The organism is Desulfosporosinus sp., assembly GCF_014237355.1.
GTDB lineage: Bacteria > Bacillota > Desulfitobacteriia > Desulfitobacteriales > Desulfitobacteriaceae > Desulfosporosinus.
This window is the reverse complement of sequence record NZ_JABZFS010000062.1, coordinates 38,657-64,499: the sequence shown is the minus strand read 5'-3', so window position 1 is coordinate 64,499 and position 25,843 is coordinate 38,657. Positions and strand designations below refer to the sequence as shown.

Here is a 25,843-nt window from a genome sequence, read left to right as displayed (position 1 = left end):
CAGTTTATCCATCCGAATGGGTAGTTTCGATCCTCACTCACTAGGCTCGACTAACTGCACCAAACTTACATTTGTCCATACAGGTTCCACATTTGATGCAATTCTCAACATCAATGACATACGGAGTATTAGTTTTCTTATCTCCTGAAATGCAATTCGTCGGGCAATTCTTAGCACAGAGACTACACATTTTACATTTCTCTGTATCAATTGAATAGCTTAGTAGGGCCGTGCAATTATGGGCAGGACACTTATGGTCATGAATATGTGCTAGATACTCATGCCTAAAGTATTTAAGAGTTGCAAGAATGGGGCTAGGTGCAAACTGACCCAATCCACAGAGTGAGGTTTCCTTGATGGTTATTGCGAGATTTTCTAAGGTATCGAGATCTTCCTCTTTACCTTCACCTTTTGTGATTCTATCTAGAATCTCATACATCCTCGTGGTTCCCTCACGACAAGGGGTACATTTACCACAAGATTCCTTCTTCGAAAAGTTTAAGAAATAACGGGCAATATCCACCATACAAGTGGTCTCATCCATGATAACAAGTCCACCTGAGCCAACCATTGCTCCAGCTTGTGTCAAGGTATCATAATCAACGGCTAGATCGAGCATATCTTCAGGCAAGCATCCACCAGAGGGGCCTCCAATTTGCACTGCTTTAAACTTCTTACCGCCTTGAATGCCATCTCCAATGTCAAAGATAATCTCTCTGAGAGTTGTACCCATCGGGACTTCTACTAAGCCCGTATTATTAACTTTACCGGTCAAAGCAAAGATTTTTGTCCCTTTACTCTTTTCCGTCCCAAATTGGGTATACCAGTCTGCTCCGTTGCGCAAAATATGGGGAATGTTAGCCCAAGTTTCAACGTTATTGATATTGGTTGGTTTTCCCCAAAGTCCGCTAACGGCAGGAAAGGGTGGGCGAACTCTGGGCATTCCGCGTTTCCCTTCGATTGAAGCCATTAAAGCGGTTTCCTCTCCGCAGACAAAGGCTCCAGCCCCTTCAAAAATCTTCAGATGAAAATTAAAGCCTGAGCCCAAAATGTTATCCCCTAGATAACCTGCTTCTTCTGCTTGCTTGATTGCTATACCCAAGTTCTTAATAGCTAATGGATACTCTGCACGACAGTAAACGTATCCTTCGTCTGCCCCGATGGCATAAGCTCCAATGAGCATTCCCTCAATAACAGAATGGGGATCTCCCTCAAGTACACTTCGATCCATGAATGCTCCAGGATCTCCTTCGTCAGCGTTGCAAATAATATACTTTTTATCACTTGGGGTAGACCGACAGAAACCCCACTTAACTCCTGTAGGGAAGCCAGCACCTCCACGACCACGAAGACCGGACTTCTTGACCTCTTCCATGACCTCTTCCGGGGACATACCCTTAAGGGCCTTTTCAATGCCTTTATATCCATCACGTGCGGTGTAATCTTCAATCTTCTTAGGGTCAATAACCCCGCAATTGTGAAGAACAATTCGATGTTGTTTAGAGAAAAACCTTATGTCAGCCATTGAACTAACTGGTTTTTGAGTTGCTTGATCGACAAGAAGAAGTCGTTCAACTCGTTCCCCTTTGACAAGCTCTTGACTTACAATTTCCGCAACATCTTCCCCAGTAACCCGGGTATATAAGATCTGCTGCGGCTCAATGACGAGTGTTGGTCCTTTTTCGCAAAATCCTTGACATCCTGTACCAACCACGGTTACAGTTTCCTCAAGTCCTTGCCGCTTGATTTCATCATTCAGAATATCAATGATAGGAAGCGCTCCCGAAGAGGCACATCCCGTCCCTGCACAAACTAGAATCCGTTGGTTCTCAGCCATCCCTTTATCCTCCTACTCGTATTTGGCCAATATCCCGGCAATTTTGTCCGGTGACAATCGTCCATGAACCTCATTATTAATAGAAATCACCGGTGCCAGACCACAAGCTCCAATACATGCCACAACTTCTAATGTAAAACGCCCATCTTCAGTCGTAGACCCATCTTTAATCTTTAGTTCTTTCTCAATGGTTTCAACGACTTTGGCGCCTCCACGAACATGGCAAGCTGTTCCTAAGCAAATATTGATCAAATTTCGCCCTACTGGGGTTAGACGAAACTGAGCATAAAATGTTACTACACCATAAATTCTTGCCACCGGAATACGAATTGCTTTACTAATGTGTTTAATCACATGGGCTGGCAAATACCCATATACCTCTTGTGCTCCTTGCAGAATCGGGATAAGCGGCCCATTGTCATACCTATGCTTGTTAATAATCTCATCCAACTTAATTTGCTTAGGATCCACTAACTCCTCACACGCGGTGCTCAAAAAAATCCCCCCTATTGAATTACTGTTGTTGTTTCTAAAAATCGTAGACTGTTTTCTCCGTAATTAATTTAGTCATTTTAGCATCATGCTTGTCCACGGGAACTTGTTCAATAATTTGACATTCGAAAGCAAGCGCAACTCTGGGCGTTGAAGGTTTCAGCCGCATAAAAAAGCGATCATAAAAGCCTCCCCCATACCCCAAACGATTCCCTTGCAGATCAAAACCCGCTCCAGGCACAACGACTAAATCAATCTCTAAAGGATTTACCTCTTCTTTTGTAAGTTTGGGCTCACGAATTCCCCAAGCTCCCGGCTCAAGATCGACTGCCAGATCGCGGACCTCAAGTGGAAGAAGTATGCCCTTAGGTGCACAACGAGGTAATATGAGCTTTTTATTACACGCTATTGTCGCCTCTGCCAAGTCAGTCGTTTCCACTTCATCTCTAAAGTTAAGAAATAACATCACTGTACGGGCCTTTTGGAAGTCTGGTAAATCCCTAAGTTTTTGCTGAATAATTAAACTTTTGGTCCTTCTCTCTTCCTCTCCCAATGAGGCTCGTTGAGTCAAACACTCTTTGCGCACTTCGGCCTTTAAGTTCATTTTTTCCTCATTCATGTGGTGCTTCCCTTTCGGTAAAATATCGTGCATTTAAAAATATTCGATTAATATAGGCAAAATCCTTCTGTTATAAATGAAATATTTTGTGAATTTTATCAATATGCAAACATATCATCTCTCTTTTCTATTATTTACAGAAAACAATCAGTATTTCAACCCACAAAGTTATCCACTTATGGAATCTAAGACTTTAGCCTTGTTCATAGGTTATCCACATTATCCACAGGTCTTGTGGATAAAATCTATCCCAAACCAAAAATTTTGTACAAACCTTCAAAACCGCTATTTTGAGTTATCTACAGACTTATCCACATTGTCCACAGGCCCATCTTATCCCCAGAACATATGATTCTTTATCCTTTCTAAAAAACCCTTGAATAACAAAGAAGCAAGAAAAACATACTTCTCGCTTCGTTTGTTTAGATTTTGAACTTCACTTACGTCAGATTCAAACCAGGAACCGCATTTAAGGTCCAAGGAGCAAAGTCCCCTTCTAGATAATGATAATACCCAGCCGTCGCAATCATGGCTCCATTGTCAGTGCAGTATATAGGGGATGGATAAACTAAGCGAACACCTCGGACTGACAACGATTGGTCTAGTGTTTCACGTAATAGCTTATTAGCAGCAACCCCACCCGCTAAGAGCAAGGTTTTAACGTCGGTCCGTTCAAGAGCCATCAGTGCTTTCCGAACTAAAACATCTACTACGGCTTGCTGGAAGGATGCAGCTATATCAGGAACACTTAAGGTTTCACCACGCATACGGGCAGAGTTCAAGGTGTTTAAAACCGCTGATTTCATACCACTAAAACTGAAATCCAAACTATCTGGCTCTAACATAGCTCGAGGAAAGGCATAGGCCTGGGCATCCCCCTCCTGCGCTACTCTTTGAATTTGAGGGCCTCCTGGATAAGCTAATCCTAACGTTCTTGCTACTTTATCTAATGCTTCTCCGGCCGCATCATCTCGTGTACGCCCCAAGACCTTGTACTGTCCGTGGGCTTCAAACAAAATAAGATGAGAGTGTCCCCCTGAAACTAATAAGGCGAGAAGGGGAAATTCTAAATCCCGATGCTCTAAAAAGTTGGCATAAATATGTGCTTCCAGATGATTAATGCCAATCAGCGGAACTCCAGCCCCATAAGCCATTGCTTTTGCTCCCGAAACTCCGACCAATAAGGATCCGACTAATCCCGGACCATAGGTCACTGCAATCGCTGATAAATCCCCGAAGGTCAGCCCTGCTTCATCTAGGGCTTGTTGTACTACTGGTTGAAAATGGAGGCTGTGTTCTCGTGAGGCAATCTCAGGCACTACCCCTCCATATTTCTGATGCGTCGTAATCTGTGATGAAATAACATGACTTCGTAAATCCGTCCCATTCAACAATACAGCGGCTGATGTCTCATCACAGCTTGTTTCAATTCCTAAAATAACAACCTCGCTCTTTAGATTCTCTGTCATGATTTATTCACTTCCGTTCCCAATTCCGCCCACATGATCAGGGCGTCCTCTCCAGTATCCGCATAATATCCTTTGCGAATACCAGCTGTAAAAAAACCTAATCGATTGTATAAAGACTGAGCAGGCCTATTGGATGCTCGAACTTCGAGGGTCATCCGTTCCATACCCTCATCCTTCATTTTCGACATCACCGAACGCATAAGAAACTCCCCCCAATGTTGTCCCCGATAGTTGGGAGCAATAGCTACATTCGTAATATGACCTTCATCCAAGATAAACCATAACCCCATGTAACCAATGACCTTACCTTCTACCTCTAAGCAAACATAACGCGCATATTCATTATCTTTAAGCTCCGCTTGAAAAGCTTGCAAAGACCAAGGGGTAGAAAAAGAGGCAATCTCGATCTTCAAGATTGCCTCGAGATCGTCCATACACATGGGACGTACAATCCCGTCATTCATGTCCCTCGCTCCTTCGCGCTTTCTCTTTCTTCGCCCAATTGACCTCTGCCTCAGAAAAGCGAATGTAATAGGGTTCAACCAATTCCCCTTTTCCCGTTTGTAACCATCTCTGCCAAACCGCTTCTACGGCATAAGCCCCTCGAGGTAAGCAAGCATACTCTGGTAGAATCACTGCTCGATCACCAAATACCTGTTCTATATGCCCTTTAGCCTTACCAACTGCATCTCCAACGAAACATATAGGACGATCTAATCCCCATAAAAATTCTAACCATTGACCTGTAGGCATGGCTTGCGGCGAGGTTAAACACTCTGGCTTCTCTACTCCTTGAATCCAACGATAACGCCCCGTATACCACTCATTCTTCCGCGCATCTAAAATAGGAACAATATCCTCTGTTCTTCCCTTACCTGCCCAAGCTAAGGCATCTAAGGACACTACGGAAATGATGGGGATCTTCAAAACCTGGGCCAATCCCTGGGCTGTGGCAATTCCAATTCTGATTCCAGTAAACGAGCCTGGTCCACGTACCACACCAATCATATCCAGGTCCTGAAGTTTCCAAGCCGCAGCATTAAGCAGCTGATCAAGCATCGGAATGATACGCTCTGAATGTGTCTTAGTGGTATGTAGAAAACCCTCGCCAACCAGCTTCTCGTCCTCAGCTAGTGCTACGGCTGTAACTTTAGTTGTTGTATCTATGGTTAAGTACTTCATTGGATCCTCCGAGTCTTATAATTTTTATGTTTTAAGCGTGTCACGGGGACGGTCCTTTTTGACACGCTTAGGATAGAAACTTTAGACGCTGCTCCCAATTTGGATCCTTAGCCTTAAAGACAATCTCACGAGGCATGTCCCCACTTCCTTTAATCTCAACAGTTAACCGGTCGTCTGGCAAATAATCCTCTGCAATTTCTGGCCATTCAATTAAACAAACCGCGTCATCTACAAAGGCATCTTCTATCCCGATAATTTCCGCTTCTTCCGGGTGTCGTAATCGATAAAGATCCATGTGAATTAATCGGAGCTTAGTATTCTGAATAAATCCCTTATACTCATGTATTAAAGTGAAGGTTGGGCTAGTCATAGAGCCAACGACGCCTAGCCCCTCACCAATCCCTTGAGCAAAGGCTGTTTTTCCGGCACCTAAATCCCCAATCAGTGCAACGACATCTCCACCGATTAAATGCTCACTAAGCTGTTTTCCCAGTTCTCGGGTTTGTTGAACCGTTAAACTTGTAACTCTATAGTTCATTTAATATTCCTCCCGATACAACAATACAATTTATTGTATCTAAAGACATTCGTCTATTCTGGCTTTACAATTTTTCCATTAATAATAACATAGAGGGGTGTGGCAGTGATTGTAAACGGATGTTCCGACCAAATAACAATATCTGCATCTTTTCCAACTTCAAGAGACCCTATGCGATGGGACACACCTAAAATTTCTGCCGAATTGATGGTAATGGCCCGTAGAGCATCTTCTCTGTCCATCCCTGCTTTGCAAGCTAAAGCAGCACAGAGAGGAAGTTGCTCGATTGGCGTAACAGAATGGTCGGTCATAATCGCCACTTTTACGCCGGCTTGGGCTAAAACGCCGGGAGTTTTAAAGGACTTATCCTTAAGCTCAACCTTTGCACGGTTGGTCAATAACGGCCCAACTACAGCTGGGTAACCCAGTTCTCCCAGTTCTTCCGCAATCTTATGTCCTTCCGTACAGTGTTCAATCACTAAATCCACATCAAATTCTCTCGCAATACGAATTGCAGTCATAATATCATCCGCACGATGAGCATGAGCTCTCAAAGGAATTTCACGATTGATAACTCTTACAAGGACTTCTAACCCTAAATCTCGCTCTGGGAGTTTATCAGGATCTGTTTTCCCCTGTTCTAATTTATCCTTATAGGTCTGGGCATCAACTAAGGTTTGACGAAGAAGTGCTGCAGTTCCCATCCGAGTCATAGGCATTTTTTTTTGTTCGCCGTAAACCATCTTAGGATTTTCCCCGAAAGCAATTTTCAAACCGGCAGGGTCACGAACAATCATTTTATCTACAATCTTTCCTGCCGTCTTCATTACAACGCCGGTTCCCCCAATCACATTTGCACTCCCTGGAACCGTGAACACAGCCGTCACTCCACCTAAACGCGCGTCACGAAAACCCTCGTCTTCCGGGTTAATTCCATCAATCGCCCGCATGTCCGGCGTAATAGGGTCTGTCATTTCATTAAAGTCTTCACCTTCCCACCGATAGATCTCTTCTCCAATCCCTACGTGACAATGGGCATCAATTAATCCTGGCAGTACTAGGCAACCTTGAGCATCGATCACCTCAGCATCTGCCGGTATTTCTACATCAGTAGTTTCTATTAGGGCCGATATCTTTGTTCCCTCAATGAGGATATTTCCTAAAAATTCACGTCCGGCCATTGTTTTAATTTGACCATTCTTTATAAAGAGCTTATTGATTTCTTTATTCACCTTTTTACCTCACTTCTGGCATACCCTTGATCCCTGTTACTAATCAGGAGCAAGCATCTCTAATTATTTTATAATCCAACCAATGTACTCATCTGAATATTATAACAGACTCTTAACATTATCACAGCAAGGAATTAAAGGTGCCAAGGCTTTTCAACCTGTTTCCTAGCCAAAGTATATCATTTGGTTAATTCTTTTCATAATTTCTAAGTATGTAAAAACTTGCCCAGCGCCCACACACACACACGAAGACACTGTCTTCGCACGTAGTAACTCTTCTTACAGACACTGTCTTCGCACGTAGTAACCCTTCTTGCAGACACTGTCTTCGCACGTGGTAACCCTTCTTACAGACATTGTCTTTGCATGGCACGAGTTAGCTTGTCGTAAAGATTACAGGCGAGGCCATGGAGTAACAAAAAGACCCCTCAATTATCAGTAATTGAGGGGTCCTCGGACTAATATAATTTTTTTATAGATTTATTTTGCACCAGGGAGATTCTTGAGTCTACTATTATTCGTTGCAATAATATAGACTACAGCAGCCCAAATCGATGCAGCGATAATCGTTCCGGCATTGATCAATCCGTTTTGAGCGCTATAGAGCATGGCATAACCCACCGCTCCTGGAAGTAAAGCGTAGTATGAGAATACGACCGCAGTCTTTCGTATAACATAACCTTCTTTTCCAAGCAGACCTACGACGGCTGAAGCAGCGACAACATTGTGTACACAGATGACATTTCCTGCTGCACCCCCAACGGCTTGAAGGGCTACAATCCAGGTTGGATCAACTCCAATTCGTTCACCTACACCGAACTGGAACAAGGAGAACATCATGTTAGAAACAGTGTTACTTCCAGCTACGAAAGCTCCAAGTCCACCAATCAAAGGAGCAAAAATGGGCCATGCAGTCCCAGCTAATCCTGCAACGGCTTCAGCGAGGACAATCGGCATACTAGCTAGGCCAGCCGCGCCACCTTTCGAATTCATGAACACTTGAACCATGGGGACGGTGAAAATAAGCGCAGAACCTGCTCCAAGCATCGTTTTTGCTGAGCCTTTCCATGCTCTGGCATAAGCTGTACCATTCATCTTATGCAGGAAGAACGTAATAAGGGAGACTAAGATAAAGATAGTACCGGGTAAATAGAGAGGTTGGAAGGAGGCCGTGATTCCTGTTCCGAAAATTGCAGGCCACTTAACCGTCCATGCCTTGAGCCAACCCGCAAAGGGTAAAAATGAGAGTCTAGAAAGGACAAGGAATAAACCAACGAGAACATAAGGCATCCAAGCCGTTAAACCGCTCATGGTAGTCTTAGCTGAAATGTCTTTAATCTCAATCGAACCAGTCCAAGAGGGATCCCATTTGTCTTTGGCTTCGAAATCCCAAGCTTCTCCTTTTGGCATGAGGAAGCCATTCTTAGCAGCAGTTACAACAATTGCCAAACCTGTTAGTCCACCTATTATGGAGGGGAATTCAGGTCCGAGCAAGTTGGCCACAGCAAGGTAAGGAATAGTCATAGCAAACGCTGAAAAAAGTGCAAATTTCCAAATCTTGAGACCTTCACTAAAGGATTTGTTTTTGCCAAAATAGCGTGTCATAAAAGCAACAACAAAGAGGGGAATAAGGGCACCTGCCACAAAATGCAGGAAGGCAACTTTGGTTGCAATCGCAAATCCGACGAATGCTGTCCAATCAGTATACCCTAAGGATGCGGCATAAGCTTCTAGTTCAGGAGTTTTAAGTCCTGTACTGACTCCAACCAGCATTGGAGTTCCTACAGCTCCGAAGGAAACTGGGGTACTTTGAATCATCATTCCAGCGACGACGGCAGCCATAGCTGGGAAACCCAGTCCAACCATCAAGGGAACCGCAACGGCGGCAGGAGTACCAAATCCTGAGGCACCTTCAATAAAGGAACCAAAGAGCCAAGCGACAATAATAACTTGAATTCTTCGGTCAGCGGTGATTCCTGTAAAGCCTCTCCTAATGGCCTGAATCGCTCCGCTTTCTTGTAATGTATTTAATAGAAGGATAGCGCCGAAAATAATGTACATGAGTGTACCCGCTACAATAACACCATTAACAGATGCAGCTGCTACCTGGGCACCGGGAATTTTCCAAACAAAAAGTGCGAGTATGACTGCTGTAATAAATGAGAGCGGCATAGCTTTACTTGCAGGCCATTTTAACCCCACTAGAAAGATTCCTACAACAGCGATGGGGAGTAGGGAAAGAATAGCTAATAATCCAGTATTCATCTCGAAACCTCCTCATAATTTTCTTAAAAATAAAGTATAAATCCTTTTTTACACAATTAAATCTTGATTCAACCTCCCTTCATCATAATAGGAACCACTCATTAGAACAGTAGAATGGTTAACCTATCATACCACAATTGTCAAAAAAGTCTTATAAGTGTGTGTAGTCATATTTTATACTAAAGTCTAAACTTTTTCAATAATAGAGTTTATTTTCACAATGAAAAACACAATGAATTAAATAAACATTTTTATAAATAGGATTTAGTTCTAAACTTAATATAAAAAACATGGTCTTTATAAAACTTACATTTATATTGTTTCATTATTCTTAATTAAAACCAAAATCGACAAACAAATAGCCCATATTTTCCATCGTTTGTAAAAAGCGACCTATATATGATCCTACCTCGCCTGAAACATTTCATTATTTAAAACAACTTGTAAGGCTAATCCAAATTCATTCCTAAAACGCTACTGACTACTGCTTTATGTGCTACGCTCACGAACTTACCATTAACATGGAAGGTGTTTACTGATAGAAACAAAAAAGAGACATCAAGATCCTTAATGTCTCTACGAATAGTTCTTTGGCAAATATTGGTTTATTCCGTCTAAGCACTCGTCTGGAGATCCCGCATAGATAGGCTTACTCGTTCTCTCGTCTTATCAAGACCGATTACACGAACTCTTACAATATCACCTACAGCAACCACTTCCATGGGGTGTTTAATAAACTTATCACACAACTGGGAAATATGCACTAGGCCATCATGTTTAACACCAATATCTACAAAGGCTCCGAAATCTACGACATTACGCACCGTGCCTTCTAAGATCATCCCTTCGCTGAGATCCTCCATATGAGTGACATCCCTTCGAAGTAACGGCCTAGGCAAATCTTCACGGGGATCTCTACCAGGTCTTTGCAGGGCATTTAAAATATCTCGAACCGTCGGAACTCCTGCACCAAACTTGTCCGCCAGCTCCTTAGGATCTAGAAGAGACAATTTATTACGCACTTCAGTAAGGCGATCTCTCAAATCTCCAGAAGTATGCCCAATACTCTTTAAGATATCTTCGGCAAGCTTATATGATTCCGGGTGGACAGGCGTATTCTCCAAGGGATTATCCCCATCTGGTAAACGAATAAATCCAGCACACTGTATATAGGTTTGTGCACCAAGCCTAGGTATTTTTTTAAGCTGATCCCGACGGGTAAACTTTCCATGTTCATCCCGCCAAGCAACGATATTCTTAGCAACTGCCGGCTTCAACCCTGCAACGTATTGGAGAAGTGAGGATGAGGCAGTATTCAGATCAACCCCTACCACATTAACACAAGATTCCACAACCCCGTGCAGAGATTCCTCCAACCGTTTTGGCTGGACATCATGCTGATATTGACCTACACCAACAGCTTTTGGTTCAATTTTGACTAATTCTGCCAAAGGATCTTGAAGCCTTCTAGCAATGGATACAGCACTTCGTAAGGAAAGATCAAAATCAGGGAATTCTTCTCCCGCTAACTTCGAAGCTGAATATACAGAGGCCCCTGCTTCACTCACCAGAGTGAATTCCACCGAGATTCCATCTTCTTGAATCATTTCTGCTACAACCTCTTCTGTCTCCCTAGAAGCCGTCCCATTTCCAATCGCAATGATATTAGCGTTAAACTCTATTATCGCCTTCCGCAAAATTGCTTTAGCCTCTTCACGTTTACTCTTTCCCGTATGTGGATAGATTACCCCCACTTGATGAAGCTTGCCGGTCTCGTCCACAATCGCCCACTTACATCCCGTCCGGAACCCTGGGTCAAGCCCAAGTACCATTTTCCCACGTACAGGAGGCTGTAATAAAAGCTGGCGTAAATTTGCCGCAAAGACTTTGATAGCTTGCTCTTCTGCTTGAGCAGAAAGTTCCCCTCGCACTTCACGTTCAATCGAAGGTTCGATCAAGCGCTTATATGCATCAAGGGCCGCTTTTTGCACTAGAAGAGAACATGGACCTGTTTTGACATAGCGCAATTCAATAATTCTCTGCAAATTTTCCAGTGGAACATCAATCTTTACGGAGAGGAACTCTTCCTTTTCCCCACGATTCAGCGCCAAAATCCGGTGCGGCGGGATCTTTCGAACCGGCTCTCGATAATTATAGTACATTTCAAACGGAGACCGTTCTGTTGCCTTCTTAGCTGCAGCAACCGCTACGACATCTGCGCTTCTTAAGGTTTGCTCTCTGATCCGTTTACGGAGGGCAGCATCATCTGCGATGGTTTCTGCAATAATATCCATGGCGCCCGCTAAAGCTTCCTCCACGGAATTAACCTCCAACTCTGCATTTAAGTAATTTTCTGCCTCCGCTTGAGGATCACCTCTAGTATATTGAACTAATAACCAATCCGCCAAAGGTTCCAGACCTTTCTCTTTGGCTATCGTTGCCCGTGTGCGCCGTTTCTGTTTGTAAGGTCGGTAGAGATCTTCGACGTCTTGGAGAACCGTTGCCGCGGTAATTTGAGCCGACAGATCTTCTGTAAGCTTTCCTTGCTCGTCAATCAGGCGCAGAACCTCTGCTTTCCTCTGTTCCAGGCGTCGGAGATAATCTAGACGGTCCACAATATCACGCAAAACATTCTCATCCAGTTCCCCAGTTATTTCTTTACGATAGCGTGCAATGAACGGGATCGTATTTCCCCCATCCAGTAAATTAACAGCCTCTTTAACTTGGTTTATTTTCAATCCAAGTTCCTTGGCAATAACTTCATTGAAATCCAACGATCAATTACCTCCCTAAAACTAATGAATACTTGTATAGCCTTTTAAATAATTATACCATTCTTCACCAAATGAAGGAAATTCCGCATCGAAAGTGTGTAAGGGAATTTATCGGGTCTTCTTAACATTTAAGAAAGCTGTGTAAGGTCTAAGGACCCTTCACAGCTTCGTAATCAGGAAAAACTCCCCAAACTATAGTTTAAACATGGTCACACTACCCTGGAAGTCTGTTGCCATTTGGGCAAGTGAGGTAGCTGATCTACGAATTTCTTCCATAGAAGCACTCTGTTCTTCTGTCCCTGCAACCACGTTTTCAAGACTACCGGCTATTTCCTTAGGAATGCTAGCTACTTCCATAATTGAAGCAACGATTGTCTCAGTACTTGTCCCAACCTTCTCTATCACGTCAGCAACAGCTTGTGCCTGTTTTGAAAAGTCGTTAACTCCCTGCAAGATATCTTGAAACGCTTCACCCGCCGAATTAACCATGGTAATCCCGTCTTGAACCGCGGCAGTTCCATCATTCATAGTCTTAACTGCCTTTGAGGTTTCTTTTTGAATCTCGCCCACCAAACCACTTATTTTGCCGGCGGCATCACTCGACTGTTCAGCAAGTTTACGGACTTCATCAGCGACAACTGCAAACCCCCTTCCCTGGTCGCCTGCCCGTGCGGCCTCAATAGCAGCATTTAGAGCGAGGAGATTTGTTTGAGCCGCAATACTGGTTATTATTCCTACTATCTCACCAATTTCCGCTGATTTTTCCCCTAAACTATTCACCACATCTGCTGCCTCTATGACCTTAGTACTAATCGCTTGCATCTCGTCTACAGCTTTTTTAACAACACTATTCCCATTAGCAGCCTTCACTGATGTAGCGTGGGACCCTGCCGTTACTAAATTGATATCCTGGGTGATAGTATGCATATGCACAGAGACTAATTGGGCAGACTGCGCCGTGGCGTCAACACCCGTTAGCTTTTCCTTAACCCCGTCAGAAACTTCTTGAATGGAGTAAACAATTTGCTCCGTTGTCCTACTCCCTTCATCGGCACTAGCAGTTAATTCTTCTGCAGAGGCTGCTAATTGTTCGGAACTATTTACAATACCATTAATAATTCCTTTATAGTTGTTCATCATCCTATTAAGATTTTCAGTCATCTGTCCGAACTCATCTTTCGAACGAACGACCATGGTTTGGCTAAGATCCCCTTGAACAATAGCTGATGCAAACCGATTGACCATTTTGATATTTTTAACTATATAGCGACTATATAAGATGAGCACTGTGCCGGTTACCGCCATTGCCAGTACAATTAGAATTAGCATTCGATTCAATAGATCCTTTAACGGAGCCATCAAGTCATTTTCCGAAACATCAATTGCTAAAATCCAACCAAACTGCGGAACTTCTGCATAGTAAACTTGCCTGGCCCCATTGTTATTGTAAGGAACCGTGCCGCTTTTCTCAGCCATCATCTTTTCTGCAGCTTCTTTCAAGCTGAGGTTCTCTTCTTCCGTAATTTTGATATTCATGATCTTTTTTGGATTTGGATTCGCCAGATACTTACCTTCTTTATTCAAGAGGTAAATATCTGCTTCGATATCTAATTGAATATTACTAATTAACGTTTGTAACGTAGTGAAATCAATCCCACCGGTTATTGTACCCTTGAAATTTCCACTATTATCATAAAACGGGACATTGTCCGTTAATATGGTAGCCTTAGTACCTTCATCATAATAGGGATCAGTCCAAATGGATTTCTCAGTAATACCTTTACTTATGGTATACCATTTCTGAGCGGGATAATCATATTTAGGGTCAGCATATTCATTGGTAAACACTACTTTACCGTCTTTATCTTTATATACATAAGGTCCAAAGTACTGAGTATCACTGTTATAAGCATAAGGTTCATACCACACCCCTGCTCCAAAGGTAACGCTATTAGCTGTTATCATTTTCTGGAGCAAACTTGCATACTCTTCAGTACTTACACCGTTACCAATAGACTCTACAGTACGCGCTAGACCTTGAAGCAGCGTATCATGGGCCGTTAATTGCTTCTCGATATCTTTGATCGTACCTTTTAATTGAGCAGTCATTTTATTTTGAATCTCATTCTTAAGTAGATTTTCTGAATATTTATAGCTGATTACTGACATAGCCACTAAAGTTAATAGTACTAAGGGTAAAATCGTCACCATTGTCTTACTACTGAGGCTAGAAATATTAAATAGTTTCTTAAACATACCTTCATCCCCATTCATGTAATGATCAAATATTATTATTCGACATCGGCCTTTCATTCAAAGACGTCAGTGATACCGCCTTAATATCCCCCCAATTCATAACCAGAACAAAAAAATGCCTAAACTACCGAACTTTCAGCAGATAGACATTTTAGTGTGCGCTTCTGCAACCCGGCTATCGTGATTGTACAAAGTACGACCCTTAGACCCGTGGCTTTGCGTCCCTAACTTTCATTAGGTTTGCGTATTTTAAGTTTACAACTAATTGAGTTATTCAACCCAAAAGCATTGTTTACCTCCTATAGGAAGGCCGGTTTCACATTCCTTATTTCTATCCCCCCTATAACTAAATAAAAAGGCGATATAACAAGTTGTCATATCGCCAAAATAATTTCATAATCATCATTTAATTAAAATCGTGCCCAGTGCCCAAACTGCCTTAAGAAACTGAGAAATAACCGTAAGGAATTACCTATCTACAATGTTTTAAAAACTGTTGAATTCGCTGTACTGCTTCCTGCAGTACACCTTCATCTTGAACCATAGCAATCCTTACGAATCCTTCGCCATGTTCTCCGAAGGCTATCCCTGGCACTACAATTACTCCAACTTCGCGGGCTAAATCCATTGCAAAGGATACCGATCTTTGTCCAGTCGGTACAGGTGCCCAGATAAACATGGAACCTTGCGGGATCGGCATTTTCCAACCGGCAGAGGCACAACCCTCTATCAAGAGATCCCGACGTCTCTGATAGGCACTCTTATTCTCTTCGATAGATCCTTGCGCATTACGAAGGGCATAAGCGCCAGCAGTCAAAACGGGAGCGAAGACACCATAGTCAATATTTGATTTGAGTTGAGAGAGAGTTCCAATGACATCGGCATTGCCGACAACAAATCCTAATCTCGCTCCTGCTAAATTATAGGTCTTAGAAACAGAATGGAATTCAATACCAACCTCTTTTGCCCCCCCTGCTTGCAAAAAACTCACAGGTTTGAAGCCCTCAAACGCTAATTCGGAATAGGCAGCATCATGACAAATGAGCAGATCATACTCTTTAGCAAATTCTACAACCTCGTCAAAAAACTCGAGGTTAGCCACGGCAGCCGTGGGGTTATTGGGATAATTCAAGAACATAAGCTTTGCCTTGCGAGCGATATTCGGGTCAATTTGCTTTAGATCAGGTAGGAAACCATTCTCTTCCAGCAAAGGAATTGCTACTTTCTCTCCACCAGCCAGCAACAAACCCGCCGTATAAATTGGATAGCCCGGATCAGGAATCAAGGCTAGATCCCCAGAGTCGATATAGGCTAAAAAAACATGTGCCAGACCATCCTGAGAACCCATCAGTGGCAAAACTTCAGTTTCTGGGTTTAAAGTAACACCAAAACGTTCTTGATACCATTCCGCACAAACTTTACGAAAATCGTCTGTCCCGCGGGTTAATGTATAACCATATTGATCATCATCCAGAACTGCTTTACTAAGAATATTGCGGATTTCATGAGCTGGGGCACGATCTGGACTTCCTATACTAAGATTAATTAAACTCTTTCCAGCCCTCTCCAATTCCCTTTTCAGATTATCCATTTCCGTAAAAACGGACGCTCCTAATCCTTCTAATCGTTTCGATGGCAGCATATCATACACTCCGTTCTTGTGTGTCATGGGGACGGTCCTTTGACACACCATGACACATCCATACTTTCTTATTTTACCACGTTAATCGCAGTATAATAAAGGTAAATTAACAATTTCCAGAAGTCCTTTTCTTGAGATGAAATGACTAGGGAAAAAAATGTGCTATAATTATAGAAATCGTTTTATTAGAGAATACTTCGATTAAAGCTAATGGTTAAGAAGGGAGACTCATGAATTTATGGCACTAATGAACGAGAATTATCTTAGGTTACCTGGAAGTTATCTATTTTCGGAGATTGCCCGCAGGGTGAATCAGTTTAAAAACGAGAACCCTAATGCGGATATCATTCGCTTAGGGATTGGAGATGTAACTCGTCCACTTCCTCCCGCGGTTATTGAAGCTATGAAAAAAGCTGTTGATGAAATGGGGAACGCCGAAACCTTTAGAGGGTATGGTCCCGAGCAAGGTTATGACTTTCTAATTCAAAAAATTATCGAAAACGATTACAAGACCCGGGGAGTCGATCTTACCTTAGATGAAGTCTACGTCAGCGATGGAGCAAAAAGTGATACCGCGAACTTTCAAGAGATTTTTGGTACCGGCAATATCATGGCGGTCACTGACCCTGTCTATCCGGTTTATGTAGACAGTAACGTGATGGCAGGGCGTACTGGGAACTTCGATACAGATAAAGGGCAGTATGAACGTATTGTTTATCTTCCCTGTACCGAAGAAAACGGAATGAAACCCGCGTTTCCAACAACTCATGTAGATATGATTTACCTCTGTTTCCCAAACAATCCAACAGGAATGACCTTAACTAAATCAGAGCTAAAGCAATGGGTGGACTACGCAAAGAAAAATAAATCCATCATCCTGTACGATTCTGCTTACGAAGCTTACATACGTGAAGAAAACGTCCCTCGCTCGATCTATGAGGTTGAAGGTGCTCGCGAAGTCGCTGTAGAGTTCCGAAGCTTTTCCAAGACAGCGGGCTTTACCGGAACACGGTGTGCCTATACTGTTGTACCAAAAGAAGTTATGGTCTATGATTCAAAAGGTGAGCCTCATAGTCTAAATAAACTATGGCTGAGAAGACAAACCACAAAGTTTAATGGGGTCTCTTATCCAGTGCAAGCTGCAGCAGCAGCGATATACACTGAAGAAGGGAAAAAGCAAGTTAAAGAAACCATTGACTACTATATGGAAAATGCCCGAATCATTCGAGAAGGCCTGACGAAAGCGGGCTATGAAGTATTTGGTGGAATTAATGCCCCTTATATCTGGATGAAAACCCCCAATAATATGAGTTCTTGGGAGTTTTTCGACAAGCTCATGAAAGAAGCTAATGTTGTGGGTACCCCAGGTGCAGGCTTTGGTGCTAATGGCGAAGGGTACTTCCGCTTAACGGCCTTTGGGACACGAGAGAATACGGAAAAAGCTATCGAACGAATTCGAACCAAAATGAACAGCTAACATAAAAAGCCTGTCGCTAGTTAAAACCTAACGACAGGCTTTTTACCTGAGCAGCATCAAACCCTTCCGTTCTTAAACTCCCGTCACTCCAGACCAGAGGGTGTGATGTTGCAGAGCGAACCCTTTAGGCAGAGTCGCGTTAATCGCGCTTAGATTCCGAAGTGCCAGCGTGGCACCGGACTTGTCCATGGATGGACTGATGTTGCGGTGCCAAGGATGGCAAGGAGCAACACACATGCGACGGAACACGATGTTCCTAGTGCCGCATGCGCCAAGGATGGCATAGCATGCGGCCAGAACGCCCAGAGGTTTGCCAACGCTCGCTTCGGAATCAAGTGCGATAGTGACGGCGCCGTGGGTGACCGGAGCAACTTCACATCCTCCGCTAATCCAGGTTTTTCTTAAACTTCTTAGCTGCTATCCCTACTAGGACAATAGCGAAGGCACAAAGGATGAGCGTATCCTGCCAAAGATACTCCATCCCTACCCCTTTAAGGAAGATTCCCCTTACGATCTCCAGAAAATATGTCAATGGAAATAATCCACCTATAATTTTTAGAAACGTAGGCATGGTTTCCCGAGGGAAGATGAAGCCCGATAAGAGGATTGAGGGCAAAATCAGGATAAAGGTCATTTGCATCGCTTGAAGCTGAGTCTTGGCAACACTGGAAATCAAGAGACCAATGGCTAGAATCGTAAACAGAAAAATGGTGGATAAGATTACTAAAAGGGGAATACTTCCTGCGGGCATAACTCCAAACCAAAAAATCGCCGTCGCTAAAATTAAGGTCAAAGAAACAAAACCGATAAACACAAAAGGAAGAAGCTTGCCCATAAGCAATTCAAGAGAGCGAATAGGAGTCACGACCACTTGTTCCATGGTACCACGTTCTTTTTCACGCACAATCGAAAACGAAGTTAACATTGCTATAACATTTTGTAAGATCAGACCGATTAAAGCTGGAATGTTAAAGACCATTGACTTCATGTCCGGGTTGTACCAAACTCTAGTCTCTATATTAAGTGGCATGTTCGTACCCAATGCCGCTCCCCTAGCGGCAAGACGAACCCCTTGTATCTCTAAGGATTTATTAAGACCAAGCATCTGAACCGCGGACATGGCCGCTCGAGCTATAGTAGGATCAGACCCATCGACTAAAACCTGAACGTTGCCTTGACCATTATCTCTCTGTAACTCTTTGCCAAAATTAGGCGGAATGATGACGGCTACCCGAGCTTTACCGCTGTCCAGATAGCTTTCGATCTGATGATATCCTTGGACATATTCATCGGGATCTAAATATTGAGTGTTCCGTATAGACGCGCTAAAGTCTCGGCTATCGGTTGTTTGAGACTGATCCCAAATAACTGTAGGCAGATGATCGACATCCGTATTGACCGCATAACCAAATAGAAGAAGCATACCGATCGGCATGACCATGGCCATGATTAAACTGGCACGGTCTCGCCGAATGTGGAGGAATTCCTTTTTCAAGACGGCTAAAAAACGAACCCAGGAAAATCTCCCCATTTAGGGTCACCCTCCTTTCCTAAGAACGAGATTGCGAGGATCATCCGAAGCTTCATGTTCGACATAATAGATGAAGAGATCATCTAAAGTTTCTTTAGCTTCTTTTCTTTTCATATCCTCCGGCGAGCCAAAGGCTATTAATCGCCCATAGAAAACGAAACCCAAATAATCACAGGTTGCCGCTTCATCCATGTAATGAGTGCTGACTAGAATTGTCATTCCTTCTTTGGCTAACTGATGGATCAAGTCCAAAAAAATACGTCGTGAAACCGGATCCACTCCTGCAGTTGGTTCATCAAGAATGAGCAGTTGGGGACTATGCAGTAAAGCACAAGCTAACGCCACTCTTTGCTTCCAACCACCCGAAAGGGAAGAAACTAACTGAGTGGTTCGTTCAAGCAGGCCAATTCGTTTAATGACCCTTGCCTTCTGTTCTTGGGCTGTCTTTCCATGTAAACTATATACCCCTGCATAGAAGTCCAGGTTCTCCTTCACAGTTAGATCTTCATAAAGACTAAACTTTTGAGACATATAGCCAATGCGCTGTTTAATTTCCTCTGGTTGAGTTAAAACATCATAACCCAACACAGTCGCTTTTCCTTCTGTCGGTAGCAAAACTCCGCAGAGCATACGGATGAGCGTTGTTTTTCCAGCACCGTTCGGCCCGACAAAACCCATAATTGCCCCGGCAGGGAGTTGGAAGCTAACCCCTTGAACCGCTGTATACGTGCCAAAGCGCTTTACCAAACCCTGGCAATCAATCGCTAAATTCATTCTGCTTCACTCCTTTATTCCAGGGTTATATCTGCTGGCATACCTGCTTTCAATTGATCTTCAGTGTCTGTTATGCCAATTTTCACAGCATAAACCGTCGTCGTACGCTCTTCTTTAGTTTGCACATTCTTCGGTGTAAACTCCGCTTGAGTACTGATATACTGAATCTGGCCCTTGAATGTCTTATCCGGGTAGGCATCCGCTGCAATAGAAACTGTCCCACCCATTTTTATCTGACTCAGCTTAGCTCCAGGGACATATACTTTAATCCACAAATCATTAGGGTCCAGAATCGTTGCCAAGGTTGAGCCAAGATTGACAACTTGACCTAACTCTACATTTTGATAGAGTACCTGACCGCTGGCAGGACTCTTAAGAGTAAGCTTGCTTAGACCAAGTTCTGCCGTCTTAATAGACTGCGCTGCAATATCAACGGCTGCTTTTTGTGCTTGAATCATCGGTTGAGTATAGCCGGCCTGGGCTTGATCCAAACTTGCCTGAGTGGCGTCAACACTCGCTTGGGCGCTCTGATACTGGGCTTTTAAGGTATCAAGTTTGGTTCGCTGAGTATCCACCACCTGTTTACTAATTGCACCACTCTCATAGAGTTTTAGATTGGCAGCTAGATTATCTTCCTCAAATTTTAGACTTGGTTCCAGTGCGGATAAATTGGCCTTCGCCTGACTCACTAAGTGCTCAAGCCGACGAATTTCTTCAGCCCTTGCTCCACCTAAAAGGTCATTCAGTTTTGCTTGGGCTTGAGTGTGTTGACTCTTCGCAATAGCCAAGGAAATTTTAGCCTGACTGTCATCCAGTTTAGCGATGATGTCCCCTACTTTAACGACCTGACCTTCACTTACTAGCAAATCGACCACTCTCCCACCAAGCTCTGATTGTACTGGTAGTTCAGTCCCTTCAATAGTACCAGAAAAGACGTTTGAATCTTTAGATCGATTTAGGTATCGATCCCCTATGACCGACAGGGCAATAAAAATTAGAACAATGACCATAACTACAGCTTTTTTTCTCATGTTTTCTCCTCCTGCCCTTGCACATAGTATATAGTGTATCTACGACTCCTTTGTGTTCTTACACGTTACTCAACCAGCAGTCCATGTAAAAAAAGATCTAGTATTTGATCTGCTGCCTCTTCGATGGTTCTTTCTGGAGAAAACCCAGGAAAAACGTGATTGAAGATCCCGTAAAATAATACCGTCCCCATAAAACTTCGCATCATGGATGGAAATGGAACGGGTTTAAAAACCCCTTCTTTAACACCCTTATCAAACCAAGGCTTGACAATACTAATTCCTTGCCCCAGAATTCCATTAAACAGGGCTTCCCTAACTTCATTATGGTACTGTGCTTCGGCAAACATAAAGCGAACAAGACCTTCATTTTCTTTGATTAATTCTAAGCGATCCCTTAGAAAACACCGAAAAAACTCTACAGGATCTTTGTGTTCCTTATCGAGAGAGATAATTCCATTAAGTATTTTCGGCGTCAGAACTGCAATCAGCAATTCCTTCTTAGTAGCAAAATGACGGAAAATAGTTCCTTCAGCAACACCTGCTGCTCGGGCAATTTCAGCCGTTGTGGAGCCATTATAGCCTTTCTTTGTAAATACGTTTATTGCGGCTTCAAGGATATCTTGGCGCCGTTCATCTGCTGTTTTCTTTCTACTGGATTTCTGTTGTTGAGTTTCTTGATTTAGTTTCATAATTGTCCTCCAAATATTTGATCATGAAGCAGAATCTTTATGAGTGATTACTCACTTACAAATCTAAGTTTATCAATTTTAAGATCTTTGTCAAGACTATTATTTGCATTCGCTTCTCCAACACTGGGAAGGTTAAGACTAAGTTATTAATTAGTAAACACCCAGCGCAGAGGGTATACACACAAAGGAGAAAATATGATGAAAAAAATACTGGTAACAGGCGTAACTGGAAATGTCGGCAGATACGTCTGCAGCTCACTTCTAGATATGGGAGAACCCGTTAAGGCAGGCCTTATTTCGATGTCTGCTGCCAAGATTGCTCAAGTAGACAGCCGTGCCGAATGTGTTCTGTTTGATTTTGAAAACCAATCAACTTTTTCTGCAGCACTCCAAAATGTTGACAGAGTGTTTCTGATGAGGCCACCTCATCTTGGCAAACCAGAGGATCTAAAGCCATTCATAACAGCCATGAAAAATGCTAATATTCGCCTTGTATCTTTTTTATCCCTAATGGGGGTCGAGAAGAACCCTATTCCACCTCACCATAAGATTGAGAAATATCTTGAGAAGGCAGGTATCCCCTACGCCCATATCCGTCCAGGTTTTTTCATGCAAAACCTAACCGGCGCCCACCTTCCCGAGATACGTGATAAGGGCGAACTATTCATCCCAGCCGGGAATAGTAAGTGTAGTTTCATTGATTCGAAGGATATCGGGTATGCTGCAGCAGTACTCCTGGCTAATCCCGATAAATACAGAAATACTGCTCATACTCTAACAGGTCCTGAATCGCTGGACTACTTTCAGATAGCTAAAATTCTAACTAACGTGTTGGGTCGGAAGATCGTTTACCAAAAACCTTCGATCTATGCTTATCGGAAACACATGTTGGATATCCGAAGGCTAGACAGGGAGTATGTCAACGTTACAATTATGCTCTATCTTATGACTCGGCTTGGCACAGCCAAGAGGATTACTGAGGACTATAAAAAGCTAACCGGCAGAATGCCACGAACGGTGGAAATGTTTGTGAAGGATAACGCCTCAATTTTCAGCTAATGAAAAAAGATATCTCCTAACCCTCTTATATTTTCTCCCTTTGAACGTATTTATCTAATAAGCGTTTCTAGTTTCAAAGGAGGTACCGCAAATTGAGAGAAATAAAGTTAAGAGTTTGGGACAGGATTCAGGAGAAAATGTTAAAGCCTCAGGCCATAAGTTTTGATACGAACAGTACGTCCCCATTTGCAGTGAGCGTGCCAGGTCGATCTTGGGAACCCATTGGGAAATACATATTGCTTCAATGGACTGGTTTTTGTGATAACAACGGAACAGACGTTTATGAAGGTGATTTAGTCAAAATCTCATCTGCCATTTACAAAGTTATTTGGAACAAAACACTAGCAACCTTCGAACTTCTTGAACTAGGGAGTTTTTCAAAATGCGAAATTAGTGCAGTTGAATGTAGTATTGTTATTGGAAATGAATTCCAAAGGGCTCATTTAACTCCAGAGGCGGTGCAGTTTACATTATTCTAAAGCATACTTATAGCGACTTTTCTTCGCATATAGAGCAATGTAATAAAAACAAGAGGCGCACGTTCAGTATTGAACATGCGCCTCTTGTTTTTAAATTAACGTTCTTTAATTAGCGGTTACTTTAGCCTTAATCCAATTCACAATCTCACCATCCTGTCATAATGCCAGTGGTTGGAAGTCAGTCGCGTAAATTGTTCTCTGCCTTCAAGAAATCTTCTTAGCAAAAAAAGCAGGCAGACTAATCTTTAATTTTTATAGTAACCTTAATACTCTTGCAGCAGTCGTCATTATGCACGGCAATACAATCGGGCTTATCAAATACCTTGTATTTACCGACCGTTTCAATGATTAAATCTTCCGCTTTCAGGCCGTCTTCTTTAGGTATAAAATACATGCGGCCAAGAGGAATGATAACATTTTCTTTTAATATTCTCATAATAGTTCTCCTCCCTCACCGGCAGCCAGCACCTGATTAATCCAGGCAATTATGCTGCCGGTGGAGGTGCCTGGCCCGAATATCTCAGTTGCCGACCCTTGAGCTTTAAGTTCCTGCCGATGCCGCTCGGGTATCAAGCCCCCTCCGAAAACCGGGGGGATATACCCAGCATTTTGGGCAGCCAGCAGCTCATGCAAGCGCGGGTATAAATCCAAGTGGGAACCATTATGCACAAATAACCCCACCAGATCAACAGCCTCCCGCAGTGCTGTTGCAGCTATTTCCTCAAGTGAACAATACAAACCGGAATAAATAACTTCCATGCCGCCCTGTTCTCTTAAACCGCGAGCTAGAATACGGATTTCCTTATTCTGATTATCCATCCCGGCCTTGGCCAGTAGAACCTTTATGGGTCTCTTATTCATGCTCTAACATCCTTCAAAGCCAGTGTTAAATAAACTTTAAAGATAAGTCACTCCACTGTGCCGATAAAGTAAAGGTTTATGCAAAATTAAATGCAATAAACATTTCTCAATGCAAAAAAATAATGTAGAAGCACCCGCCCTTCTGATATAACAAAGGCATACCACAGCAAAGTTAACTCAGAAAGGACAGGTGCTCTAAGCAAGCATAAGCCCTAACTATATCAGAAGCTAATGTCATAATTTTAGACCTTGTTTTTATACCTGACGGCTACTTCCGCTGCCAGAGTATATGGATCTGTTTCTTTTTTCAATAACTGATCAACCATTTTTTCCATTTCTCCGCCTGCATCCAGGTCATTTAATACCGGCTGCAGGATTGCCGCCCACAGAGCTTCATTAAATTCAGCAGCAGTCTTACGGCGCAAACGCTCAGACAAAAGGTTTTTGTCCACCAGGTAGCGATAATGATCTTCTATCTTATCGCATACAGCCGACACACTTTCGGCGAATTTTTTAGGTTCCTGTACGCTTTCCACCAGTAATACAGGTATCTCCCAACCACCTTTAGTAACAGACATGTGAACCATGTTCGTGACTTCTTTATACAAGCTCGCGGCACCGTCACGGTCTGCCTTATTAATGATAAAGATGTCTGCTATCTCCATTAAACCGGCTTTAAGAGCCTGTATTTCATCCCCCATACCGGGCACCAGGACAACTATTACGGTATGAGCGTGATTAATGATTTCTACCTCTTGCTGACCCACCCCTACAGTTTCCACGATTATGGTGTCTTTGCCCATAGCATCCATGACATGGATGCCTTCTCCCACAGCCTTGGATATACCGCCCATAGAACCCCTAGTAGCCAGGCTGCGCAGAAATACCCCTTTATCCTCAGCATGCCGCAGCATACGGATTCTATCTCCCAAAAGTGCCCCCCCGGTAAAGGGGCTGGTGGGGTCTACTGCCAGAACACCGACAGTCTTGTTTCTCTGACGCCAGGAAAAAACCAGTTCATCTGTCAAGGTACTTTTACCGGCTCCCGGGGCACCGGTAATCCCTATGACATGGGCATTACCGGTTTTCGTAAAAATCTCCTGCATAGCAACGTGGGTACCGGGTATTTGATCTTCCAGGTTTCTGATGAGGCGGGAGGCTGAACGCACATCTCCCGCCAATACTTTTTGTCCTAATTCTTTCATCGCACTCACGCCCTTGGAGTTACATTTGTATTAATCCACTCCACCAGTGAATCAAGTTTGGCTCCCGGTGTAAATAATGCTTTTAGACCTGCGTCATAAAGAGGCTGCATATCCTGCTCCGGAATAATCCCTCCACCGATAACGGTGATATCGTCGGCACCTTCCGCCTTCAAAAGTTTAACTACTTGAGGGAACAGGTACTTGTGTGCACCTGATAAACAGCTTAAGCCTACAACATCAACATCTTCCTGAATAGCAGCAGCAGCTATTTGCTCCGGCGTCTGGTGACATCCGGTATAAATTACCTCAAAGCCGGCATCCCTGAAGCACCTAGCTAAGACCTTAGCCCCGCGATCATGGCCATCCAGGCCGGGTTTAGACAATAGTATACGAATTCTTCTCTCTGCCATCACACTTACCTCCTCCAATTT

Annotated in this window: 23 protein-coding genes and 1 riboswitch; of the genes, 3 read left to right on the top strand and 20 right to left on the bottom strand. The window is 43.2% G+C overall.

The annotated features are described in order from the left end of the window. Window positions 1-40: 40 nt before the first annotated feature. The 12 genes from nuoF to HGJ98_RS13755 all read right to left on the bottom strand — a co-directional run bounded on the left by nuoF (window position 41) and on the right by HGJ98_RS13755 (window position 16,306). Window positions 41-1,837, bottom strand: coding sequence for an NADH-quinone oxidoreductase subunit NuoF (gene nuoF, locus HGJ98_RS13810; RefSeq protein WP_291351990.1), 1,797 nt, complete (start codon window positions 1,835-1,837; stop codon window positions 41-43). A 12-nt stretch (window positions 1,838-1,849) separates the two neighbouring features. Then, window positions 1,850-2,332 (bottom strand): NADH-quinone oxidoreductase subunit NuoE, encoded by a 483-nt coding sequence (gene nuoE / locus HGJ98_RS13805; RefSeq protein WP_291351989.1) that lies wholly within the window; start codon window positions 2,330-2,332, stop codon window positions 1,850-1,852. Between the two features lie 34 nt (window positions 2,333-2,366). After that, window positions 2,367-2,948, bottom strand: coding sequence for a 5-formyltetrahydrofolate cyclo-ligase (locus tag HGJ98_RS13800; protein ID WP_291351988.1), 582 nt, complete (start codon window positions 2,946-2,948; stop codon window positions 2,367-2,369). Window positions 2,949-3,388: 440 nt separating this feature from the next. Continuing rightward, complete coding sequence (gene tsaD, locus HGJ98_RS13795; RefSeq protein WP_291351987.1) at window positions 3,389-4,417, bottom strand: tRNA (adenosine(37)-N6)-threonylcarbamoyltransferase complex transferase subunit TsaD; 1,029 nt, start codon at window positions 4,415-4,417, stop codon at window positions 3,389-3,391. Beyond that, the gene (gene rimI / locus HGJ98_RS13790) at window positions 4,414-4,881 is read right to left on the bottom strand and encodes a ribosomal protein S18-alanine N-acetyltransferase (RefSeq protein WP_291351986.1); all 468 of its coding nucleotides are present in this window, start codon (window positions 4,879-4,881) and stop codon (window positions 4,414-4,416) included. Before rimI ends, tsaD begins: the two co-directional genes overlap by 4 nt. Further along, window positions 4,874-5,599: a tRNA (adenosine(37)-N6)-threonylcarbamoyltransferase complex dimerization subunit type 1 TsaB gene (tsaB, locus tag HGJ98_RS13785; protein WP_291351985.1), complete on the bottom strand. Its 726-nt coding sequence runs from the start codon at window positions 5,597-5,599 to the stop codon at window positions 4,874-4,876. Before tsaB ends, rimI begins: the two co-directional genes overlap by 8 nt. A 67-nt stretch (window positions 5,600-5,666) precedes the next feature. Further along, window positions 5,667-6,137 (bottom strand): tRNA (adenosine(37)-N6)-threonylcarbamoyltransferase complex ATPase subunit type 1 TsaE, encoded by a 471-nt coding sequence (gene tsaE, locus HGJ98_RS13780; RefSeq protein WP_291351984.1) that lies wholly within the window; start codon window positions 6,135-6,137, stop codon window positions 5,667-5,669. Window positions 6,138-6,190: 53 nt separating this feature from the next. Beyond that, on the bottom strand, window positions 6,191-7,318 hold the full coding sequence (locus tag HGJ98_RS13775) for an amidohydrolase (RefSeq protein ID WP_291352023.1): 1,128 nt from the start codon (window positions 7,316-7,318) through the stop codon (window positions 6,191-6,193). A gap of 531 nt (window positions 7,319-7,849) precedes the next feature. Further along, entirely contained in the window at window positions 7,850-9,634 is a 1,785-nt protein-coding gene (locus HGJ98_RS13770; protein WP_291351983.1) for an L-lactate permease, read from the bottom strand. A gap of 614 nt (window positions 9,635-10,248) precedes the next feature. Next, window positions 10,249-12,408, bottom strand: a complete 2,160-nt coding sequence (locus HGJ98_RS13765) for a Tex family protein (RefSeq protein ID WP_291351982.1) — start codon at window positions 12,406-12,408, stop codon at window positions 10,249-10,251. Between the two features lie 192 nt (window positions 12,409-12,600). Next, window positions 12,601-14,664, bottom strand: a complete 2,064-nt coding sequence (locus HGJ98_RS13760) for a methyl-accepting chemotaxis protein (RefSeq protein ID WP_291351981.1) — start codon at window positions 14,662-14,664, stop codon at window positions 12,601-12,603. 162 nt (window positions 14,665-14,826) lie between these two features. After that, window positions 14,827-14,919: riboswitch (cyclic di-GMP riboswitch) on the bottom strand. 217 nt (window positions 14,920-15,136) lie between these two features. Further along, entirely contained in the window at window positions 15,137-16,306 is a 1,170-nt protein-coding gene (locus HGJ98_RS13755; RefSeq protein ID WP_291351980.1) for an aminotransferase class I/II-fold pyridoxal phosphate-dependent enzyme, read from the bottom strand. 238 nt (window positions 16,307-16,544) lie between these two features. Here HGJ98_RS13755 and HGJ98_RS13750 point away from each other — a divergent pair, with 238 nt between their 5' ends. Further along, on the top strand, window positions 16,545-17,783 hold the full coding sequence (locus tag HGJ98_RS13750; RefSeq protein ID WP_291351979.1) for an LL-diaminopimelate aminotransferase: 1,239 nt from the start codon (window positions 16,545-16,547) through the stop codon (window positions 17,781-17,783). Between the two features lie 385 nt (window positions 17,784-18,168). On the opposite strand, the gene HGJ98_RS13745 is transcribed toward HGJ98_RS13750, so the two are convergent. The 4 genes from HGJ98_RS13745 to HGJ98_RS13730 all read right to left on the bottom strand — a co-directional run bounded on the left by HGJ98_RS13745 (window position 18,169) and on the right by HGJ98_RS13730 (window position 21,808). Then, the gene (locus HGJ98_RS13745; protein WP_291351978.1) at window positions 18,169-19,314 is read right to left on the bottom strand and encodes an ABC transporter permease; all 1,146 of its coding nucleotides are present in this window, start codon (window positions 19,312-19,314) and stop codon (window positions 18,169-18,171) included. A 6-nt stretch (window positions 19,315-19,320) separates the two neighbouring features. After that, window positions 19,321-20,088, bottom strand: coding sequence for an ABC transporter ATP-binding protein (locus HGJ98_RS13740; protein ID WP_291351977.1), 768 nt, complete (start codon window positions 20,086-20,088; stop codon window positions 19,321-19,323). A 14-nt stretch (window positions 20,089-20,102) separates the two neighbouring features. Beyond that, complete coding sequence (locus tag HGJ98_RS13735; RefSeq protein ID WP_291351976.1) at window positions 20,103-21,119, bottom strand: HlyD family efflux transporter periplasmic adaptor subunit; 1,017 nt, start codon at window positions 21,117-21,119, stop codon at window positions 20,103-20,105. A gap of 65 nt (window positions 21,120-21,184) precedes the next feature. After that, complete coding sequence (locus tag HGJ98_RS13730) at window positions 21,185-21,808, bottom strand: TetR/AcrR family transcriptional regulator (RefSeq protein WP_291351975.1); 624 nt, start codon at window positions 21,806-21,808, stop codon at window positions 21,185-21,187. A 198-nt stretch (window positions 21,809-22,006) separates the two neighbouring features. Between HGJ98_RS13730 and HGJ98_RS13725 the strand changes: the two genes are divergently transcribed. Beyond that, entirely contained in the window at window positions 22,007-22,867 is an 861-nt protein-coding gene (locus tag HGJ98_RS13725) for an SDR family oxidoreductase (protein ID WP_291351974.1), read from the top strand. 92 nt (window positions 22,868-22,959) lie between these two features. After that, window positions 22,960-23,346, top strand: coding sequence for a YopX family protein (locus HGJ98_RS13720; RefSeq protein WP_291351973.1), 387 nt, complete (start codon window positions 22,960-22,962; stop codon window positions 23,344-23,346). Between the two features lie 238 nt (window positions 23,347-23,584). Here the strand turns inward: HGJ98_RS13720 and HGJ98_RS13715 are convergent, their stop codons facing one another. From HGJ98_RS13715 to HGJ98_RS13700, 4 genes are all read right to left on the bottom strand, one after another. Continuing rightward, window positions 23,585-23,782, bottom strand: coding sequence for a hypothetical protein (locus HGJ98_RS13715; protein ID WP_135378093.1), 198 nt, complete (start codon window positions 23,780-23,782; stop codon window positions 23,585-23,587). Then, window positions 23,779-24,207 (bottom strand): cobalamin-dependent protein, encoded by a 429-nt coding sequence (locus HGJ98_RS13710; RefSeq protein WP_291351972.1) that lies wholly within the window; start codon window positions 24,205-24,207, stop codon window positions 23,779-23,781. Before HGJ98_RS13710 ends, HGJ98_RS13715 begins: the two co-directional genes overlap by 4 nt. 242 nt (window positions 24,208-24,449) lie before the next feature. Beyond that, window positions 24,450-25,412 carry a methylmalonyl Co-A mutase-associated GTPase MeaB gene (gene meaB / locus HGJ98_RS13705; RefSeq protein WP_291352022.1) on the bottom strand — a complete coding sequence of 321 codons (963 nt, stop codon included), beginning with the start codon at window positions 25,410-25,412 and terminating at the stop codon, window positions 24,450-24,452. 5 nt (window positions 25,413-25,417) lie between these two features. Further along, window positions 25,418-25,822 carry a cobalamin B12-binding domain-containing protein gene (locus tag HGJ98_RS13700; RefSeq protein WP_291351971.1) on the bottom strand — a complete coding sequence of 135 codons (405 nt, stop codon included), beginning with the start codon at window positions 25,820-25,822 and terminating at the stop codon, window positions 25,418-25,420. Between the last annotated feature and the right edge of the window lie 21 nt (window positions 25,823-25,843).

Bases quoted from the DNA above. Each gene is read 5' to 3' on its own strand.
- HGJ98_RS13715 (WP_135378093.1), bottom strand. From the start codon at position 23,782: ATGAGAATATTAAAAGAAAATGTTATCATTCCTCTTGGCCGCATGTAT.
- tsaE (WP_291351984.1), bottom strand. From the start codon at position 6,137: ATGAACTATAGAGTTACAAGTTTAACGGTTCAACAAACCCGAGAACTG.
- tsaB (WP_291351985.1), bottom strand. From the start codon at position 5,599: ATGAAGTACTTAACCATAGATACAACAACTAAAGTTACAGCCGTAGCA.
- HGJ98_RS13745 (WP_291351978.1), bottom strand. From the start codon at position 19,314: ATGGGGAGATTTTCCTGGGTTCGTTTTTTAGCCGTCTTGAAAAAGGAA.
- HGJ98_RS13770 (WP_291351983.1), bottom strand. From the start codon at position 9,634: ATGAATACTGGATTATTAGCTATTCTTTCCCTACTCCCCATCGCTGTT.
- HGJ98_RS13750 (WP_291351979.1), top strand. From the start codon at position 16,545: ATGGCACTAATGAACGAGAATTATCTTAGGTTACCTGGAAGTTATCTA.
- HGJ98_RS13735 (WP_291351976.1), bottom strand. From the start codon at position 21,119: ATGAGAAAAAAAGCTGTAGTTATGGTCATTGTTCTAATTTTTATTGCC.
- HGJ98_RS13730 (WP_291351975.1), bottom strand. From the start codon at position 21,808: ATGAAACTAAATCAAGAAACTCAACAACAGAAATCCAGTAGAAAGAAA.
- HGJ98_RS13725 (WP_291351974.1), top strand. From the start codon at position 22,007: ATGAAAAAAATACTGGTAACAGGCGTAACTGGAAATGTCGGCAGATAC.
- HGJ98_RS13755 (WP_291351980.1), bottom strand. From the start codon at position 16,306: ATGCTGCCATCGAAACGATTAGAAGGATTAGGAGCGTCCGTTTTTACG.
- HGJ98_RS13710 (WP_291351972.1), bottom strand. From the start codon at position 24,207: ATGAATAAGAGACCCATAAAGGTTCTACTGGCCAAGGCCGGGATGGAT.
- HGJ98_RS13760 (WP_291351981.1), bottom strand. From the start codon at position 14,664: ATGTTTAAGAAACTATTTAATATTTCTAGCCTCAGTAGTAAGACAATG.
- nuoF (WP_291351990.1), bottom strand. From the start codon at position 1,837: ATGGCTGAGAACCAACGGATTCTAGTTTGTGCAGGGACGGGATGTGCC.
- HGJ98_RS13775 (WP_291352023.1), bottom strand. From the start codon at position 7,318: ATGGCCGGACGTGAATTTTTAGGAAATATCCTCATTGAGGGAACAAAG.
- HGJ98_RS13740 (WP_291351977.1), bottom strand. From the start codon at position 20,088: ATGAATTTAGCGATTGATTGCCAGGGTTTGGTAAAGCGCTTTGGCACG.
- meaB (WP_291352022.1), bottom strand. From the start codon at position 25,412: ATGAAAGAATTAGGACAAAAAGTATTGGCGGGAGATGTGCGTTCAGCC.
- HGJ98_RS13800 (WP_291351988.1), bottom strand. From the start codon at position 2,948: ATGAATGAGGAAAAAATGAACTTAAAGGCCGAAGTGCGCAAAGAGTGT.
- HGJ98_RS13700 (WP_291351971.1), bottom strand. From the start codon at position 25,822: ATGGCAGAGAGAAGAATTCGTATACTATTGTCTAAACCCGGCCTGGAT.
- rimI (WP_291351986.1), bottom strand. From the start codon at position 4,881: ATGAATGACGGGATTGTACGTCCCATGTGTATGGACGATCTCGAGGCA.
- tsaD (WP_291351987.1), bottom strand. From the start codon at position 4,417: ATGACAGAGAATCTAAAGAGCGAGGTTGTTATTTTAGGAATTGAAACA.